This is a genomic window from Pseudomonas sp. efr-133-TYG-5 (assembly GCF_030209175.1).
In the GTDB taxonomy this organism is placed as follows: domain Bacteria; phylum Pseudomonadota; class Gammaproteobacteria; order Pseudomonadales; family Pseudomonadaceae; genus Aquipseudomonas.
The window spans coordinates 57119-76418 of sequence record NZ_JARVSM010000008.1 but is presented as its reverse complement, the minus strand read 5'-3'; the positions used below and the strand labels follow the sequence as shown (position 1 = coordinate 76418).

The following is a 19300-nucleotide window of genomic DNA, read 5'->3' as shown; positions in this document are numbered from 1 at the left end:
TTTGCCAAAGTGACCCGCTGTAAGAGCGGAACCGCCAGCGGCCACACCCGAAGAAACGGATATACACCCAAAACCACCACAGCATGGTCGGCCCAAAGGCCGCCAAGTCAAAAAAGCCCACCCCCCTGTCAAAACCCTGAACACACAAGCAGAAACATCCAGCCCCATTGAAACCACCCAAAGCCTGCCCCATCTAAGACCCATATCCCATTGCGCAGGTGCCCCATGAGCGACCAGCAAGAATTCCCAGACAACCCCGACGAATACACCGAAACCGACCACATCGAACACCACTCCACCGGCAAAGGCCTGGCCCTGCCCGGGCAGAACCTGCCAGACAAGGTCTACGTCATCCCGATCCACAACCGGCCGTTCTTCCCGGCCCAGGTCCTGCCCGTCATCGTCAACGAAGAGCCGTGGGCCGAAACCCTGGAGCTGGTGAGCAAATCCGAACACCATTCCCTGGCCCTGTTCTTCATGGACACGCCCCAGGAAGACCCGCGCCACTTCAACACCAAGGCCCTGCCGGAGTACGGCACGCTGGTCAAGGTGCACCACGCCAGCCGCGAAAACGGCAAGCTGCAATTCGTCGCCCAGGGCCTGAGCCGCGTACGCATCAAGACCTGGCTCAAGCACCATCGCCCGCCATACCTGGTGGAAGTCGAATACCCGCACCAGCCGACCGAGCCGACCGACGAGGTCAAGGCCTACGGCATGGCGCTGATCAACGCGATCAAGGAACTGCTGCCGCTCAACCCGCTGTACAGCGAAGAGCTGAAGAACTACCTCAACCGCTTCAGCCCCAACGATCCGTCGCCACTGACCGACTTCGCCGCCGCCCTGACCTCGGCCACCGGCCCGGAACTGCAGGAAGTGCTCGACTGCGTGCCGATGCTCAAGCGCATGGAAAAAGTCCTGCCGATGCTGCGCAAGGAAGTCGAGGTCGCGCGCCTGCAGAAAGAGATTTCCGCCGAAGTCAACCGCAAGATCGGCGAGCATCAGCGTGAGTTCTTCCTCAAGGAACAGCTCAAGGTGATCCAGCAGGAACTCGGCCTGACCAAGGACGACCGCAGCGCCGATCTCGAACAGTTCGAGCAGCGTCTGGAAGGCAAGGTCCTGCCGACGCAGGTGCAGAAACGCCTCGAAGAAGAAATGAACAAGCTGTCGATCCTCGAAACCGGCTCGCCCGAGTATGCGGTCACCCGTAATTACCTCGACTGGGCGACCTCGGTACCGTGGGGCGTGTATGGCGAGGACAAACTCGACCTCAAGCACGCGCGCAAGGTCCTTGACCGGCACCACGCCGGCCTCGACGACATCAAGGACCGCATCCTCGAATTCCTCGCGGTCGGTGCCTATAAAGGCGAGATCAGCGGCTCCATCGTGCTGCTGGTCGGCCCGCCTGGCGTGGGCAAAACCAGCGTCGGCAAATCCATCGCCGAATCCCTCGGCCGGCCGTTCTACCGCTTCAGCGTCGGCGGCATGCGCGACGAGGCCGAAATCAAGGGCCACCGCCGCACCTACATCGGCGCGCAGCCGGGCAAACTGGTGCAGGCGCTGAAAGACGTCGAAGTGATGAACCCGGTGATCATGCTCGACGAGATCGACAAGATGGGCCAGAGCTACCAGGGCGATCCGGCCTCGGCGCTGCTGGAAACCCTCGATCCGGAGCAGAACGTCGAATTCCTCGACCACTACCTCGACCTGCGCATGGACCTGTCGAAAGTGCTGTTCGTGTGCACCGCCAACACCCTCGATTCGATTCCCGGGCCGTTGCTCGACCGCATGGAAGTGATTCGCCTGTCGGGCTATATCACCGAAGAAAAAGTCGCCATCGCCAAGCGTCACCTGTGGCCGAAACTGCTGGAAAAGGCTGGCGTGTCCAAGGGCAGCCTGAGCATCAGCGACAGTGCACTCAAGGCCCTGATCGACGGCTACGCGCGTGAAGCCGGGGTGCGCCAGTTGGAGAAACAACTGGGCAAACTGGTGCGCAAGGCCGTGATGAAGCTGATCGAAGAGCCGAAAGCGGTGATCAAGCTCGGGCCGAAAGACCTCGAAGCGTCACTCGGCCATCCGGTGTTCCGCAACGAGCAGGTGCTGTCCGGGACCGGCGTCATCACCGGCCTGGCCTGGACCAGCATGGGCGGCGCCACGTTGCCTATCGAAGCGACGCGGATTCACACGCTCAATCGCGGCTTCAAACTCACCGGGCAACTGGGCGATGTGATGAAGGAGTCGGCGGAGATCGCCTACAGCTACGTCAGCTCGCACCTCAAGGCGTTCGGCGGTGATCCGAAATTCTTCGACGAAGCCTTCGTCCACCTGCACGTGCCGGAAGGCGCGACACCGAAGGACGGCCCCAGCGCCGGCGTGACCATGGCCAGCGCCCTGCTCTCGCTCGCACGCAACCAGCCGCCGAAAAAGGGAGTGGCGATGACTGGCGAACTGACGCTGACCGGGCATGTGCTGCCGATTGGCGGGGTGCGCGAGAAGGTGATTGCGGCGCGGCGGCAGAAGATCTTCGAACTGATCCTGCCGGAACCGAATCGGGGCAACTTCGAGGAACTGCCGGACTACCTGAAGGAAGGCCTCACCGTACATTTCGCCAAGAAGTTTGCGGATGTGGCGAAGGTGCTTTTCTGACAATGATGTAGTGCCTGCACGGCCGCCTTCGCTGGCAAGCCAGCTCCCACAAGTTCAATGGTGCTCACGAATCCTGTGTTCAACCGAGAAACCTGTGGGAGCTGGCTTGCCAGCTGCACAAGTTCAATGTTGCTCACGAATTTTGCGCTCAACCGAGAAACCTGTGGGAGCTGGCTTACCAGCTGCACAAGTTCAATGGTGCTCACGAACCTTGTGTCCAGCCGAGAAACCTGTGGGGGCTGGCTTGCCAGCTGCACAAGTTCAGTGGTGCTCACGCATCTTGTGTTCAGCCGAGAAGCCTGTGGGAGCTGGCTTGCCACCTCCACACGTTCAATGGTGCTCACGAATCTTGTGTTCAACCAAGAAACCTGTGGGAGCTGGCTTGCCAGCTGCACAAGTTCAATGCTGCTCACGAATCTTGTGTTCAGCCGAGAAACCTGTGGGAGCTGGCTTGCCAGCTGCACAAGTTCAATGGTGCTCACGAATCTTGTGTTCAACCGAGAAACCTGTGGGAGCTGGCTTGCCAGCGATGGCGTTAGCCAAGACAGCACCAACTCCCGCACTGTCACACTTTGTCTCATCTTCAGTTATGCTCGCCGTTCGTCGTGAACACCGGAGCCACTGACCCCATGTCCCCCATTCGCCTGTTTGTCCCCCTGTCCCTCGCCCTGCTGGCCGCCTGCGCCACGCAACCGAAAACCAACGTGACGGTGGAAAAACAAAGCGAATGTCCGGTGCGCCTGGTCAACGGGCAGAACCTGATCCTCAGCCTGCCGAGCAATCCCACCACCGGCTATCGCTGGGCCATCCAGGACTCCGCGGGCGGCGTGTTGCGCGCCCTCAGCCCCGAGGTCTACAGCAACCCCGAAGACGCCGGCGTGGTCGGTGCGGCGGGCGTTTCGACCTGGCGCTTCCAGGCATTCGCCAATGGCACCGGGCGCCTGCGCCTGACTTCGCAACAACCCTGGGCGCCGGAAGTGCTGCCGGTGGAAACCTTTGACTGCGCGATTTCGGTGAACTGAACGTGGGCTGGCTGATTCTGGCGCTGATGGGCGCGGTGACGTTTCTCTACGGGCTGAGCACGCACGCCGCGTTGCTGTGCCTGTTGGTCAAACCGTTGCCGGTGCTGGCGCTGCTCGGCTGGTTGCACGATGCGCCGCCGAGTGACTATCGGCGCTGGATCAGCCTCGGGCTGATTTTCTCGTTGCTCGGCGATGTGCTGCTGGCGTGGCCCGGCGATCTGTTCGTGTTCGGCCTCGGCGCGTTTCTGCTCGCGCATCTGGCCTATCTCAAGGCCTACCTCAGCGACTGCAAGCGTCTGGCGGTGTTGCCACTGATGGTTGCCCTCGCGGTCGGAGCGGTACTGCTGGGGCTCCTCATCAGCCATGGCCTGGGCCCGCTGCTGGTGCCGGTGATCGTCTACGGCACGGCCATCAGCGCCATGCTCTGGCGCGCCCTCGCCCGTCTCGGCAGCGGCGTACCGCAACGTTCAGCGCTGTTGGCGGCAGGGGGCGCAGTGGCGTTCGTGTTCTCCGACAGCGTGATCGGCATCAACCGGTTTGTCTCACCGTTCAATGCAGCGCCCTACATCATCATCCTCAGTTACTGGCTGGGACAGTGGGGGATTGCCGCCTCGGCCTTCTCCCAAACCCAACGCCCCGACCTCTGAAAGCGATCGTTGCCACATCGAGGCGTCGAACCGTCTGCGTGGCAATGCCGCCCCGGACGTTCCGCGTCCTTGCGCAAGTGACGCAGAGCGTCAGAGGATGCATTCCCACGCGGAGCGTGGGAACGATCACCCGCTGCCAAGCGGTTTATCAGACAACCCAAGCATCCCCGCGCCACTTTGGCTAAAATGCCGGCCTTTTCCACCGACACCGCCGGAACCGCCGTGAGCAAAGAACCCGATCGCATTTTCGCCCAGCCGATGGCCCAGGTGCCTGACTTCGCCTTCAACGAAGACGTGGTGCGGGTGTTCCCGGACATGATCAAGCGCTCGGTGCCGGGTTACCCGACCATCGTCGAAAACCTCGGCGTGCTCGCGGCGCAATTCGCTCAGCCCAACAGCGTGCTGTACGACCTCGGCGCCTCGCTCGGTGCGGTGACCCAGGCCCTGCGCCGTCACGTGCGCACCGACGGTTGTCGGGTCATCGCGGTGGATAACTCGGCGGCGATGGTCGAGCGCTGCCGCGAATACCTCAACGGTCAGGATTCGATGTTCCAGGAGCTGCTGCCGGTCGAGGTGATCGAAGGCGACATCCTTGCCCTCGAGTTCAAACCGGCCTCGGTGGTGGCGCTGAACTTCACCCTGCAATTCATCGCCCCGGATCAGCGCACCGCGTTGCTGGCGCGCATTCGCCAATCGCTGCTGCCCGGCGGCGCGCTGATTCTCTCGGAGAAGCTGCGTTTCAACGATGCCGAAGAACACGCGCTGCTCACCGATCTGCACGTCGCGTTCAAACGCGCCAACGGCTACAGCGAACTGGAAATCGCCCAGAAACGCAGCGCCATCGAAAACGTCATGAAGCCCGACAGCCTCGAAGAACACCGCGAGCGCCTGCTGGCCGCCGGGTTCTCGAAAGTCGTGCCGTGGTTCCAGTGTCTTAACTTTGCCTCGTTGATTGCCTTGCCATGATTGATCTGTCCCCCCTCGCCCGCCGTCTGGCCGGTACACCGCTGGCCGACTGGGCCAACACCCTGCAAGTGCAGCTCGACAAGAAAATGGAGAAGGGCCACGGCGACCTGGAGCGCTGGCAAAGTGCGCTGGATGCGTTGCCGAAGCTGCAGCCGAGCGAAGTCGACCTGCTCGAAGGCCTCAAGCTCGACACCGCTTGCGACGACGCTACCCGCGCGCAGATGCGCAGCGCGCTGATGGGACTGTCGCCGTGGCGCAAGGGCCCGTTCGATCTGTTCGGCGTGCACGTCGACACCGAATGGCGCTCGGACTGGAAATGGTCGCGGGTCGCCCCGCACCTGGATCTGAAGGGCAAACGCATCCTCGATGTCGGTTGCGGTAACGGCTACTACATGTGGCGCATGCTCGGTGCCGGGGCCGACAGCGTGATCGGCGTCGACCCGAACTGGCTGTTCTTCTGCCAGTTCCAGGCCGTGCAACGCTACCTGTCGCAACCCAATGCCTGGCATCTGCCGTTCCCGTTCGAAGACCTACCGCCAAACCTCGAAGGTTTCGACACGGTGTTTTCGATGGGCGTGTTCTACCACCGCCGCTCGCCGATCGAGCATCTGCTGGCGCTCAAGGACTGCCTGGTCAAGGGTGGCGAGCTGGTCCTGGAGACGTTGGTGGTCGAAGGTGACAAGCACCAGGTGCTGGTGCCGGAAGACCGCTACGCGCAGATGCGCAACGTGTGGTTCCTGCCGTCCGTGCCGGCGCTGGAATTGTGGCTGCGGCGTGCCGGTTTCAGCGACATTCGCTGCGTGGACGTCAGCACCACCACGGTCGAGGAACAGCGCAGCACCGAGTGGATGAAGTATCAGTCGCTGAGCGACTTCCTCGATCCCGAAGACCACAGCAAGACCATCGAAGGCCTGCCGGCGCCGATGCGCGCGGTGATCGTCGCGAAAAAGTAACGATCCCTTCCAGACACTGCAAAAAATTGTGGGAGCTGGCTTGCCAGCGATAACGGTGGATCAGTCGACATCAATGCTTGATGTGCCGACGCCATCGCCGGCAAGCCAGCTCCAACAGGGTTTGATGCTGTTCTTCAGTCTGCGGGTTTTGCCCGCCGCGCTCTGAAGAACTCAGTCAACACCGCCCCACACTCCTCCGCCAGCACCCCGCCCTCATACAACACCCGATGATTCAGGAAGCCCTGGGTAAAGAACTGCCCCTGGCTCTGTACGATTCCGGCTTTCGGCTCCAGCGCGCCGTACACCACCCGCGCCACCCGCGAATGGACGATCAGCCCGGCGCACATGCTGCACGGCTCCAGCGTCACGTAGAGGGTGCTGCCGGGCAGGCGATAGTTGTTCACGGCCTGGGCAGCGGCGCGGATCGCGACCATTTCCGCATGGGCGCTGGGATCGCTGGCGCTGATCGGGCAATTGAAGCCACGGCCGATGATCTCGCCATCCTGCACCAGCACCGCGCCCACCGGCACTTCCCCAAGTGCGGCGCCTTGCGCGGCGAGGGCCAGGGCTTCGCGCATGAAATCGCGGTCACGGCTGCGGTCGATGATCGCCGCGGGGCGAATCTGGCGCATCACTTCACCTCGATGGCGGCCATCAGGCCGGTTTCCATGTGGTCGATCACGTGGCAATGGAACATCCACACCCCCGGGTTATCCGCCACCAGCGCCACTTGCGCACGCTCGTTCTTGCCCAGCAGATAAGTGTCGGTGAAGTACGGGACGATCTTGTGCCGGTTCGAAGCGATCACCTTGAAACTCATGCCGTGCAGGTGGATCGGGTGCTGGTACTGGGTCATGTTCTTCAATTCGAAAATATAGCTCTGGCCCAGCTTCAGACTGGCGATCGGGCGGTCGGCGCAGGTCTTGTCGGTGATGTCCCAGGCCTTGCCGTTGATCTGCCACAGGCTTGGCGGCTTGCCGTTGTCGACGTTGACCGACACCGAACCGACCCATTCGAAATTGAAGTTGAGTTTCTCGGCATTGGCCAGGTCCGGCTCGGCCACCGGGTTGGCCGGCAGCGCTTTTGGCCAGTCCGTCGGCGCGTCGGTATTGACCACCGAACGCAGCGTGCCCAGACGTACCGGGCCGTTGCGCAGCGACAGCTCCTCACCGGCCGGCGGCGCCTTGATCGCCAGGCAGATGCGCATGCCCGGGCCGAGCCAGTATTCCTTGCCCAGCGGGCGCGGTTCGACCGGGTTGCCGTCCAGCGCATAGATCTGCGCTTCGACCCCGGGGATATTGATGCGATAGGTCAGGGTGTTGTCGAGGTTGAGCAGGCGCACCCGGGTGATCTGCCCGGCCGGCAGCTCGATCACTGGCGCCGGAACGCCGTTGATGGTCGACAGGCGCCCCGCCGTTCCGCCACGGGCGGCTTCCCGGGGAATGCTGAATTCGACGAAATTGCCCTCGTCGTCAATGTGCCAGTTCTTCAGGCTCAGGGTCTTTTCATACTTGAAGCCGGTGGGATCACGCTCTTCGACGATCAGCGGCCCGACCAGCCCGCGCCCCAGTTCCTCGCTGCTGCTGACGTGCGGGTGATACCAGTAGCTGCCGGCATCCGGCACGCGGAATTTGTAATCGAAGTATTCGCCGGGCAACACCGGCAGCTGCGATACGTAGGGTACGCCGTCCATTTCCAGCGGCAGGCGGATACCGTGCCAGTGAATCGTCGTGGCCACCGGCAAGTGGTTGATGAACCGCACCCGCAACCATTCGCCCTGGCGCACACGCAACTCGGTGCCGGGCGCCGACGGGCCGAACGCCCAGGCCTCGGTCTTGTGCCCCGACACCAGTTCGACATCCAGCGGGGCGGCGATCAACTCGTAGTCGTGGCCCGCATCAGCGTCGGCCATCTTGCCGAGCCAGTAACGCGACGCGCCCCCCGCGCCCACGCCAACGACAACAAGACCGGCCAGGCCACCGAGGATTTGGCGACGGGTAAAGGACATGAACTCAACTACCTCACGTATCTGCCGCAGGCCTGGGCGCCTGCAAAAGGCGAATACGATACACCTGCAACTGCGAAACAGTAAGGGCAGCGCGGCGGATGGCCGCAGCGCCTGTGCCGTACAACATCGCGGCAGGCAGCAGGTGGTAGATATGCAGTGCATGCGACGTGCTGGTTTGAGTGATGCTTGGCCCCTGACTCTCAAGGACCGAGACCCCATGCCCCCGACCCAACCCCGGCCGTTGCCCAATGCAGCGGACAAAGCCACCCTCAAGGCCATCGCCGCTCGTGTGATCAGCACCTGCCCCAGCCTGAACGACGCCGCGCGCCTGGTCGCCAACGAGCTATTGCGCAAATACGCCATCGGCAACCACGACCCCGACCACGTCTATTTCCATCGTTTCAGAAGCGCGCAGAGCAGTGCGACCTCGTTCACCGGCTGGCAGCACATGGGTGAAACGCCCTATGAGTCGCTGACCCTGACCCAACTGGTGATCCATCGCTTCCGCGCCACCGACGTCGACAACGCCGACCTGCTCGATCTGTACGGCGGTTTCTATTCGGCGGGCCCCGACGCCGGCGACTTCAACGAAACCAACGAAGTGCGTCTGCATGGCCGAGAGGTCCTGAAGGACTTCTGGGCCATCGATTTCAGCGAGCGCTATCGCCAGCAATTGCAGGCGTTCTGGAATGAATGCGCCGAGGATTTCCGCACCCTGGCCAAATGCAACTTCCTCGTCCAGGCGATCGAGGCCCGGGAAAACCGGCAGTTGTCCGAGCACGACTTGCAAACGCTGCTGGACGCGGTCATCGGCCCGTTGACCTGGCCTGTCAGCCTGCCAACGCTGCGCGCCGACAGCGCCATCGGTGCCGGTTATACGGTGCGTGCACTGGACATCGCCGGTCACGCGGCCAGCAATGTGCTGTGCATCAGCGCTGCGGGCGGCCGACAGATTCTCTATCTGCCCGGCGAGGCCGACGCCTTCGTCATCTGCGCCACCGCGGCGGAGCTGCACTGGTGGGTCTTGCAGCACATGAACCGGCCAGGCCAGCGTCGGCGCCTGCTCGAGCATTTCCCGCTGGCCGAACGGCAAGCCATCACCGCCGGCCTCAGCAATCTGATGAATCGACTGGTCAGCACGTGGGGGCAAAGTGACCATCAACTGATCAATCAGCACCCGCAGATGATCAGCGGCGACGCCTTCGCCTGGCTGCGCGACTCGACCCGCAGCGCAATGTTTGCCGAAGCCGAGCTGTCCCTGACCGCCAATAGCGACCTGCGCAAGAAACTGTGGATCGGTTACCTGAGCGCCGGCCTCAAGGTCTTCGGTCCGATGGCCGTCGTGGGTTGGCCGGTGGCGCTGCCGGTGATCGGCGCCAGCCTCGCCAGCATGGGCCTGAACATCGATCAGGCGGTCAGCGGCAGGACCGCCGCCGAGCGCAAGGAAGGCGTGATCGGTGCAATCCTCAGCGGCATCGACATGCTGTTCGACCTGCCGTTCCTCAGGGGGGTCGGCTCGATGGCGGAAATCAGCGCCGAGGCAGAAGCCGCTGAATGGTCGCAATATGCCGACGCCACGCGCACGCCCGAAGAATCCGCCTATGTTGTCGACGAACCGGAAGGCACCCTGCCGCCGCCCGCCGAACATCTGCCGGTGCCCGTCGACGCGGCACCACCAGCCGCCATTGCACAGACGTATCAATGCAATGAAGTGCTCGATGGCCTGACGCCGATCAGCGCAGAAGGAAAATTCCAGGGCATCTACCGCCTCGACTCCGAGCCGCCCTACGCCATCCTCCTGGACGACCAGGCGTACTACGTACGTTATTTCGTCGACTCCCGAGGCGGTGGTTTCTGGGCCATCGTCGACCCGGCCCGGCCAAATCAATTCGTCCATGCCCTGCCGGTCCGCCTCAATGCCGAAGGCGCCTGGGAGCGCATCAGCCGCCTGGGATTGAAGGCTGGCGGCCAGTGCCTGGGCACGCAATGCGCGCCCGACCTGGAACTCGACACCTTCGCACCCGAGCATGCCGAACCGCCACCGCCACCAGCGCCTGAACCTGCGCCAGCGCCAGCGCCAGCAGAACAGCCACAGCTTTCGACTGCTAGAGCCATTGGCCTGGTGCAAACGCCCTACGACGTCGAACCGGTCAACCGCGCGCTCCTGAAAAACTGGGCCATGCGCCTGCCCGAGACTCACCTGCATTTCGAGATCGGCCCCCTGGGCGACCTGATCGCGCCCGATCGGCATTTCGTTCACTTCGGTGCGAAGTGCCGGGCCCTGGTCAATTCGGCCAAACGCTTCTATCGGAACCTGCGCTGGGACACCCTGCCCCCGCGCCCGGGTATCCCGGCAGTCGACGCCGCCACGACCATCGACGAGTTCATCATCGACGCCCTCGATCTGGCGCCCGGCCTGGTGATTGCGCAGACACCGGGGCGCATCACCAGCATGCGCCTGATGATCGAACACATGGCGACCTTCGCCCGCGGCGGCGTCAGGACCCTCTACGTCAATCGCCTGCTCAATGACTTTGTGCAGCTTGATCTGAACCAGTATTTCCGTACCGGCAGCCTGTCCAGGGATCTCGAGCGCTACCTGACGCGCATGGGCACCGACCCGCTGGAGCGTTTCAATGAACTTGAGCTGGTCAAGGCTGCACGACGCCACGGTATCCGGGTGCAGGCCACCGATTGCGCAGCCTTCTACCGCAGACCGGCGGCCATGCCACGCCCGGAACAGCAGGCAGTGACCAGCCACCTGACCAGCGACATCATGTTGCTTGACCGCAGCCTCAACGACCCCGGCAAATGGGTGGTGCTCACCGAAACGCCGAACACCAACACGTTTCGCGGGTTCGCCGGCCTCAGCGAACTGGAAGGCGGCATCGGCCTGCGAGTAACGGAAGTCGACCCCGGCCAGGGTGAACGCTTGAGCCTGGACCCCGGCATCGTCATTCCACGCGGCCCACTCGCCAACGCCGGGCAAATGAGCGGTGTACTGGAGACCTTCTACGCCGATCTGCGCCTGCAGATGGAGGCCGCCCCGGTGGTACGCAATCCGCAACAAATGAGCCGCCTGCTCTACCGTTCCGGGATGTTTGCGTTCGAGCACTCCGGGCAAGGCTATGCGCTGCTGCACAGAAGCCAGGCCGAGCAGATCGTGCGCACGGCGGTGCAGCGATTGGGCAGCGGTTACTTCTTCATCGAGCGGCCGGCCTGGCAACGGGTGCACCTCAAGGCCTACGCCACTCTCGAGCTGCTGGCCCAGGCCCTGTCGCAGGAGTACGGCCTGATGCTGCAAAGCCGTATTCCCGACTGATCCGCCACCGGGCAGGCCACCGCAGGCCTGCCCCGCTTCACGATTCGCCCGTATGTCGGGGCGTTTTCCTGCGCGCGCAATCAACCGTTCCGACAACACCTCGTGCAGCGGTCCGACAGACGAGTCGCGCTCCAGCCTGAAATGATCGCGGCCTCTTACAAACCACCACGATCAAGGAAAGACTGTGGACACTCTGCAAGACATCGCACTGCCCAATACCGCCGACCGCGAGGCACTCAAAGCGCTGGTTCCAACGCTGGTCGCTGCCTGCCCCGACATGTACGAAATGGCCTGCGCGATTGCCCGGGACATTCTCGCCAGCCACGGCCTCGCCCATCTGCAACCCGAGCAGGTTTACTTCCATCGTTTCCACTCGGCCCAGAGCAACCCGCAGACCTTTACGGGCTGGGAACACCGCTTCGAAACCCCACGCGAATCGATGACCCTGCCGCAACTGGTGATCCAGCGATTCAGCGTGCACGACCAGGACAACGCCGACCTGCTCGACGCCGACGCGGGGTTCTACACCGCCGGGCCGGATGCCGGTCATTACGACCACAGCAATGAAGTGCGCCTGCACGCCAACGAGGTGATGAAGGCGTTTTGGGACATCAATTTCGCCGACCGCTACCGCAAACAGATCAAGTCGTTCTGGTTCAAGCACGGCAAGACTTTCCGGGCGCTGGCCAAGTGCACCTTTCTGGCCAAGGCCATGGAGGACCGGGAAAGCGGCCGGCTGTCGGACGCCAACTTCCGCCTCGTGGTCAACGCCGTGGCCGGCAATATCCGCTGGCCGGTAACCCGCCAGATGCTCGAGGACGAGAGCGCGCCGCCCCCCGGCCTGCGTGTCAGCCTGTTGCAGATCGGCGGGTTCATCGCCACCGACATCCTCTGCATCGTCGATGCCCAGGGCCGGAAACTGATCTATACCCCGGGAGAAATCTGGGGTGTCCATGCCTTGCCGTCCGATCGTCACGTGCACTGGTGGGTTCTGTCGAAAATCAAAACTGCTGACGACCGCAAACGCTTCATGGCGCACTTCCAGGTCGCCGACCACGACATCCTCGAAGACACCGCTGCGCGCGCGAGCGCCAAACGCCAATGGCTCGAAGTCCTCAATCCGGTAGCCAGCCTGGTCGCGAAGCTGTTCCGTGAACCGCACATCGAGAACGTCGGCCTCAGTCACGTCCTCGACCTGCTGACGAGCACCTGGCACAGCAACGATCATCGCCTGGTGCAGCACAGCGCCGAGGCCCTGACCGGCGATGCCTTTACCTTTCTGGCCAGTGCCACCCATGCGCGCATGATCAGCGACGCCGAGTACATGCTGCATTCCAATGGCGAGCTGCGCAAAAAACTCTGGATCGGCTACCTCAACGCCTTCAACAAGATGTTCGGGCCGATGGCGGCGGTGGGCTGGCCGGTCGCCCTGGCGGTGGTCGGTGCCGGCATCGCCAACGTCGGCCTGCAGATCGATCAGGCGGTGAACGGCAAAACCCCGGGCGCACGCAAATCGGCAGTGACCGCGGCGATTTTCACTGCCATCGATACGCTGTTCAACGCGACCTTCCTCAAGGGCAGCGGCGGGCTGCCAGAAATCGCCGAAGGCGAAATGCTGATTGCCGAAGAAGAGAAACTTGCCGAAGCGGCGCTGGCCCGCTCACCGCTGCCGCCCCTGGAAGAGATCGCCCCGAAACAGGTGCTGCCCGCCGCCCCAGAAGATTTTCTGCAGGCGTTCAAGGCCCACATTGGCGAAGGCACGCGCATCGAAACCGGTGACGCGAAACTCCAGGAGATCATCCAGACCGCGTCCGGCCGAACCTACATCTACATGCGCCGCGTCAGCGGTGACGGTTTCTATCAGGTGCGTTACGTCGAGCAGATGCGCAGCTGGGTCATCGTCGATCCGCTGCATCCGCACTCGTTCTACCGCAACGTGCCCGTACGCCTGAACGAGGCGCTGAAATGGGAGCCGGTCGCCCGTCCGGGTCTGCGCGGCGGCATGAAAATCTTCGCCGACTGGCCCTGGGGGCATACCGCCGACCCGCTGCCCGAGCTCGCCACGCAACCGATGCCGTATGACGTGCCGCCGACATCCGCCACTGAACTGCGCCCGGTAGCAGAGGCCAGCGTCGATGACTTCCCGCTGGACAGCGTGCAGGGCAGCGACCGCCTGTACCAGGACTTCAAGACCTTGCGCCGCAGCCTGTACGACGACGCCATCGATTTCTACACCGCGCCGAACGTGCCGCCACGCCCGGCGGTGCCGCTGCTCAAGCCCTCGACACCGTTCGCCGACATGAGCAAGCGCCTGCTCAAGGAAAGCTCCGGCCTGGTGATCGGCCAGGACAGCGCCAGCTCCGGTGCCCGGCAAGTGCTGATCGACAACTTCAAGGTGCTGAACAAACAGAAAGTCAGGACGTTGTACCTGGACCATTTGCTGAGCGACTTCCATCAGGCCGACCTCGACCTTTTCCACCGCAGCGGGAGAATGCCGCCAACCCTCGAAGACACCCTGCAGAACCTGGATATCCGCCTGGGCGGCGATCCGGCCGGTCCTCACAGTTACACCGCGCTGGTGAAAGCGGCGCAGAAGAATCACATCCGCGTCCAGGCCATCGACTGCATGGCCAGCCGGCGCTTTCCGCGGATGGAAAACACGACGCAGACCAGCAGCCGCAAGATGATGAACTACTTTTCCGACACCGCGATCCGCGCCGACCAGGCCGCACGCGGCGCCCATCGCTGGATAGCCCTGGTGGACGACGTGCGTGCCAGTACGTTCGAGAAAGTCGCCGGCATCAGCGAACTGCAAGGAGCCGTGGCGTTGCGCGTGGAGGAAGTGCCCGTGGGCAAGGTCGCAGGTCTGTCGGCCGATCCGGGCAAGAAGGTCAAGGACCTGCTGGGCAAAACCATCGACCTGCTCAAGAGCGATCTGCGCCTGCAACTGGACGCCGAACCGCCAGCTCTCAGCGCCCGCTCCCTTGAGGAGGCCCTGCCCAAGCGCGGCATGTTCATGATCCAGGAGCCGCAGACGCTGGTTCACCGCGGTGGCGACGGGCATCTGGTACAGACGCCGATCCAGCATGACGCCGGCGGCTATTTCATTGTGCGCCCACGCTGGACCATGGTCAGCGGACGGCACTTCGACAGCGTTCATGAGCTGACCCTGGCCATCGAAGAAGAAGGCCTGACCTTGCGGCGCGTGCGCATCGATCCGCACGCCGGAGAAACGCCGCTGATTACCGCGCCACCCGCCGCGTCCGGCACCGTCGCGGTGAGCACTGCAGAATTGCCGCTAGCCGATACCTCGCCCATCAGTTCGCCGTATGAAATTCCCCGGCCGCTGCGGGCAAAACTGAAAACTGCCGCCATGAACCCTGACGGTCGCTCGCTGGCCGATCATATCGTCAAGCTCGACGGCGATTCGCCACTGGAAACCTTCAAGGACCTGCGCCGCCAACTGCGCGACGCCGCGACGCGTTTTTTTGCCGAACGACCGGCAGTGCAACGTCCGGCCGTGGCGCCCATCGATCCGGCGGCGAGCGCCGAATCGTTCATCGACTGGTGGCTGGAGCATTTCAACGGCCTGGTGATCGGCGAAAGCCATGCCGAAATCGGCAGCAAGCGCTGGCTCATCGAACAGCTGCCGACGCTGGCGCGCAAAGGCGTGAAAACCCTGTACATGGAGCATCTGCTCACCGACTTCCATCAGGCCGCCCTGGACAATTTCGCCAGGACCGGCGTGATGCCGCGGGATCTGGAGTTGTACCTGCAACAGCTCGATCAGGGCCACGTCACCGACCCTTTGCAGCGCTACAACTTTCTCGAACTGGTGAAGGAAGCCAATCGCAACGGCATCCGCATCCAGGCGATCGACTGCATGGCCAGTTACCGCATCGAAGGCATGTCGACAATCGATCCCACGGTCCGGCAGAAGATGATGAACTACTTCGCCCACACCATTATCGAGGCCGACCAGGCGGCACGCGGGCCGCACAAATGGGTGTCGCTGATGGGCAATTCCCACGCCAATACCTATGAGGGTGTCACGGGGGTCAGTGAGCTGGAGGACGCCGTTGGGTTGCGCGTCGAGGACGTGCACCAGGGCCAGGCGCACGGCTTCGAGCCCGACCCCGGCAGAACGTTCGTCAGCGACAGTGGCAAGCCTACAGGTACGGTCAGGAGCGATCTGCGCCTGCAGGTGGAAACACCGTGGAACAGCCGCTCGCGGCAGGAAATCGAGCAATTGCTGGCTCGCCCGGGGATGTACACCTTGCGCAACGATCCCGGCGCACTGTCGCTGGTGCATCGCGGGCGTGACAATCTGCTGGCGGATACGGCGATTCGCTTTGAATCCGGGCGCTACTTCATCGAACGCCCCGCCTGGCCGACGCTGCACCAGAAACGCTTCACCAGCCTCGAAGCCCTGCTCAAGGCGCTGAATGACCGGGGAATGACCCTGGCCGGCTGGAAAGGCGCGCTGTAAGCACCAACAAAAAGGCCGCGTGAACAACACTGTTCACGCGGCCTTTTGCAGAGCAGACGCTCAAGCCATCAGGGCTGGCGCGGGATCATTCCCACTCAATGGTCGCCGGCGGCTTGCTCGACACGTCGTAGGTGACGCGGGAGATGCCTTCGATTTCATTGATGATGCGGCCGGAAACGGTTTCCAGCAGTTCGTAAGGCAGGTGTGCCCAACGCGCGGTCATGAAGTCGATGGTTTCCACGGCACGCAGGGCCACGACCCAGGCGTAACGACGGCCGTCGCCGACCACGCCCACCGATTTCACTGGCTGGAACACCACGAAAGCCTGGCTGACCTTGTGGTACCAGTCGGCCTTGCGCAGTTCTTCGATGAAGATGTGGTCGGCACGACGCAGCAGGTCGGCGTATTCCTTCTTCACTTCACCGAGGATGCGCACGCCCAGGCCCGGGCCCGGGAACGGGTGACGGTAGACCATGTCGTACGGCAGGCCCAGCTCCAGGCCGAGACGACGGACTTCGTCCTTGAACAGTTCGCGCAGTGGCTCGACCAGTTTCAGGTTCATTTCTTCCGGCAGGCCGCCCACGTTGTGGTGCGACTTGATCACGTGCGCCTTGCCGCTTTTCGCGCCAGCCGACTCGATCACGTCCGGGTAGATCGTGCCTTGGGCCAGGTACTTGATGTTTTCCAGCTTGCAGGATTCGGCATCGAACACGTCGATGAAGGTACGCCCGATGATCTTGCGCTTCTTCTCCGGGTCGGCTTCGCCGGCCAGGTTGCTGAGGAACTGCTCTTCGGCGTTGGCGCGGATCACTTTGACGCCCATGTTCTCGGCGAACATGGCCATCACTTGCTCACCTTCGTGCAGGCGCAGCAGGCCGTTGTCGACGAATACGCACGTCAGCTGATCGCCGATGGCCTTGTGCAGCAGCGCCGCAACCACCGAGGAATCGACACCGCCGGACAGGCCCAGCAGCACGTTGTCGGTGCCGACCTGGGCGCGGATGTTGGCGATGGCGTCTTCGGCAATCTTCGACGGGGTCCACAGCGCTTCGCAGCCGCAGATGTCGAGGATGAAGCGCGACAGGATGCGACCGCCCTGCTTGGTGTGGGTCACTTCCGGGTGGAACTGCACGCCGTAGTAGGCACGCTCGTCGTTGAACATGCCAGCGATCGGGCAGCTCGGGGTACTGGCCAGGATGTGGAAGTCTTCCGGCATCTTGGTGACCTTGTCACCGTGGCTCATCCACACGTCGAGACCGAACAGGCCGTCGGCGTCGATGTGGTCTTCGATGCCGTCGAGCAGGCGGCTCTTGCCGACCACGTCGACACGGGCGTAACCGAACTCACGCAGCTCGGAACCTTCGACCTTGCCGCCCAGTTGCTCGGCCATGGTCTGCATACCGTAGCAGATACCGAAGACCGGCACGCCGAGGTCAAACACGGCTTGCGGGCAGCGAGGGCTGTTGGCTTCATGCACGGACTCGGGACCGCCGGCGAGGATGACGCCTTTCGGAGCGAATTCGCGGATCGCATCTTCGTCCATGTCGAACGGGTGCAGTTCGCAGTACACGCCGATCTCGCGCACGCGGCGGGCGATCAGCTGGGTGTACTGGGAACCGAAGTCGAGGATCAGGATGCGGTGAGCGTGAATGTCGAGGGCCATGATTCAGTCTCGTCTAAGTAATTCAGAAACAGTCTTGATTCAGAAACAACTCGGGGCTGAATAAAACAGCCCCGGTTGCTTGATGATTTGCTTGAAGCCTCAACCTACGCGGTAGTTTGGCGCTTCCTTGGTGATCTGTACGTCGTGGACGTGGGATTCGGCCATGCCGGCACCGGTGATCCGCACGAACTCAGGCTTGGTGCGCATTTCTTCGATGTTGGCGCTGCCGGTGTAACCCATCGAGGAACGCAGGCCGCCCATCAGCTGGTGGATGATCGCGCTCAGGGTGCCCTTGTACGGCACACGGCCTTCGATGCCTTCCGGAACCAGTTTCTCGGCGCCTGCCGAGGAGTCCTGGAAGTAGCGGTCGGAGGAACCCTGCGCCTGGGACATCGCACCCAGCGAACCCATGCCGCGGTAAGCCTTGTACGAACGGCCCTGGAACAGTTCGATCTCGCCCGGGGCCTCTTCGGTACCGGCGAACATCGAGCCCATCATCACGCAGGAGGCACCGGCCACGATGGCCTTGGACAGGTCACCGGAGAAACGGATACCGCCGTCGGCGATCAACGGTACGCCGGTGCCTTCAAGGGCGGCGGCGACGTTGGCGATGGCGCTGATTTGCGGCACGCCGACACCGGCGACGATACGGGTGGTGCAGATCGAGCCAGGACCGATACCGACCTTGACGGCATCGGCGCCGGCTTCGGCCAGGGCCTTGGCGGCTGCGCCGGTGGCGATGTTGCCGCCGATCACCTGCACTTCCGGGAAGTTCTCCTTGACCCAGCGAACGCGGTCGATCACACCCTTGGAGTGACCGTGGGCGGTGTCGACCACCACCACGTCCACACCGGCATTGACCAGGGCGGCAACGCGGTCACCGGTGTCTTTACCGGTACCGACGGCGGCGCCCACGCGCAGGCGACCTTGATCGTCCTTGCTGGCCAGCGGATAAGCCTTGGCTTTTTCGATGTCGTTTACGGTCATCATGCCCTTGAGGGCGAATTTGTCGTCGACGATCAGCACGCGCTCGATGCGGTGCTTGTGCAGCAGTTCGCGGACGTCGTTCTTGTCGGCGCCTTCCTTGACCGTGACCAGACGCTCTTTGGGCGTCATCACTTCACGCACACTGGCGTCCAGACGGCTTTCGAAACGTACGTCACGGGAGGTGACGATGCCGACCAGGTCGCCATCGTGCAGCACCGGAACGCCGGAAATATTGTGCATGCGGGTCAATTCGAACAGATCACGCACCGTGGCATCGGCCTCGATGGTGATAGGGTCCTTGACCACACCGGCTTCGAACTTCTTGACCTTGCGCACTTCGGCAGCTTGCTGCTCGATGGTCATGTTCTTGTGGATAATGCCGATGCCACCTTCCTGAGCCATGGCGATTGCCAGACGGGCTTCGGTAACGGTGTCCATGGCGGCAGAAACCAGAGGAATGTTCAGCTCGATGCCACGGGTAAGGCGGGTCTTGAGACTGACTTCGTTAGGAAGAACCTCGGAATAACCGGGCACTAAAAGAATGTCGTCGAAGGTCAGAGCTTCTTGGCTGATACGCAGCATCGCGGGGGCTCCCGAGCG

Annotated in this window: 11 protein-coding genes; 7 read left to right on the top strand and 4 right to left on the bottom strand. The window is 62.9% G+C overall.

Features of this window, described 5'->3' with window-relative positions; all coding sequences use genetic code 11:
• Positions 1-225: 225 nt before the first annotated feature.
• The 5 genes from lon to cmoB all read left to right on the top strand — a co-directional run bounded on the left by lon (position 226) and on the right by cmoB (position 6231).
• The gene (lon, locus tag QRN70_RS24315) at positions 226-2643 is read left to right on the top strand and encodes an endopeptidase La (RefSeq protein ID WP_285420429.1); all 2418 of its coding nucleotides are present in this window, start codon (positions 226-228) and stop codon (positions 2641-2643) included.
• Positions 2644-3272: 629 nt separating this feature from the next.
• Positions 3273-3665 carry a protease inhibitor I42 family protein gene (locus QRN70_RS24310; RefSeq protein WP_285420428.1) on the top strand — a complete coding sequence of 131 codons (393 nt, stop codon included), beginning with the start codon at positions 3273-3275 and terminating at the stop codon, positions 3663-3665.
• A gap of 2 nt (positions 3666-3667) precedes the next feature.
• Positions 3668-4312 (top strand): lysoplasmalogenase, encoded by a 645-nt coding sequence (locus QRN70_RS24305; RefSeq protein WP_285420427.1) that lies wholly within the window; start codon positions 3668-3670, stop codon positions 4310-4312.
• 186 nt (positions 4313-4498) lie between these two features.
• Entirely contained in the window at positions 4499-5278 is a 780-nt protein-coding gene (gene cmoA, locus QRN70_RS24300) for a carboxy-S-adenosyl-L-methionine synthase CmoA (protein WP_285420426.1), read from the top strand.
• The gene (gene cmoB, locus QRN70_RS24295; protein ID WP_285420425.1) at positions 5275-6231 is read left to right on the top strand and encodes a tRNA 5-methoxyuridine(34)/uridine 5-oxyacetic acid(34) synthase CmoB; all 957 of its coding nucleotides are present in this window, start codon (positions 5275-5277) and stop codon (positions 6229-6231) included. Before cmoA ends, cmoB begins: the two co-directional genes overlap by 4 nt.
• Before the next feature lie 134 nt (positions 6232-6365).
• On the opposite strand, the gene tadA is transcribed toward cmoB, so the two are convergent.
• On the bottom strand, positions 6366-6863 hold the full coding sequence (gene tadA, locus QRN70_RS24290; protein ID WP_285420424.1) for a tRNA adenosine(34) deaminase TadA: 498 nt from the start codon (positions 6861-6863) through the stop codon (positions 6366-6368).
• Complete coding sequence (locus QRN70_RS24285) at positions 6863-8239, bottom strand: multicopper oxidase family protein (RefSeq protein ID WP_285420423.1); 1377 nt, start codon at positions 8237-8239, stop codon at positions 6863-6865. Before QRN70_RS24285 ends, tadA begins: the two co-directional genes overlap by 1 nt.
• A 217-nt stretch (positions 8240-8456) precedes the next feature.
• Here QRN70_RS24285 and QRN70_RS24280 point away from each other — a divergent pair, with 217 nt between their 5' ends.
• A complete protein-coding gene (locus QRN70_RS24280; protein ID WP_285420422.1) occupies positions 8457-11561 on the top strand; it encodes a membrane-targeted effector domain-containing toxin in 3105 nt (1034 codons plus the stop codon).
• A 184-nt stretch (positions 11562-11745) separates the two neighbouring features.
• Positions 11746-16050, top strand: coding sequence for a membrane-targeted effector domain-containing toxin (locus tag QRN70_RS24275; RefSeq protein WP_285420421.1), 4305 nt, complete (start codon positions 11746-11748; stop codon positions 16048-16050).
• An 85-nt stretch (positions 16051-16135) separates the two neighbouring features.
• Here QRN70_RS24275 and guaA read toward each other — a convergent pair whose 3' ends face one another.
• Together guaA and guaB are read right to left on the bottom strand one after the other, a co-directional pair.
• On the bottom strand, positions 16136-17713 hold the full coding sequence (gene guaA / locus QRN70_RS24270; protein WP_285420420.1) for a glutamine-hydrolyzing GMP synthase: 1578 nt from the start codon (positions 17711-17713) through the stop codon (positions 16136-16138).
• Between the two features lie 99 nt (positions 17714-17812).
• Entirely contained in the window at positions 17813-19282 is a 1470-nt protein-coding gene (guaB, locus tag QRN70_RS24265) for an IMP dehydrogenase (RefSeq protein ID WP_285420419.1), read from the bottom strand.
• Positions 19283-19300: the final 18 nt, after the last annotated feature.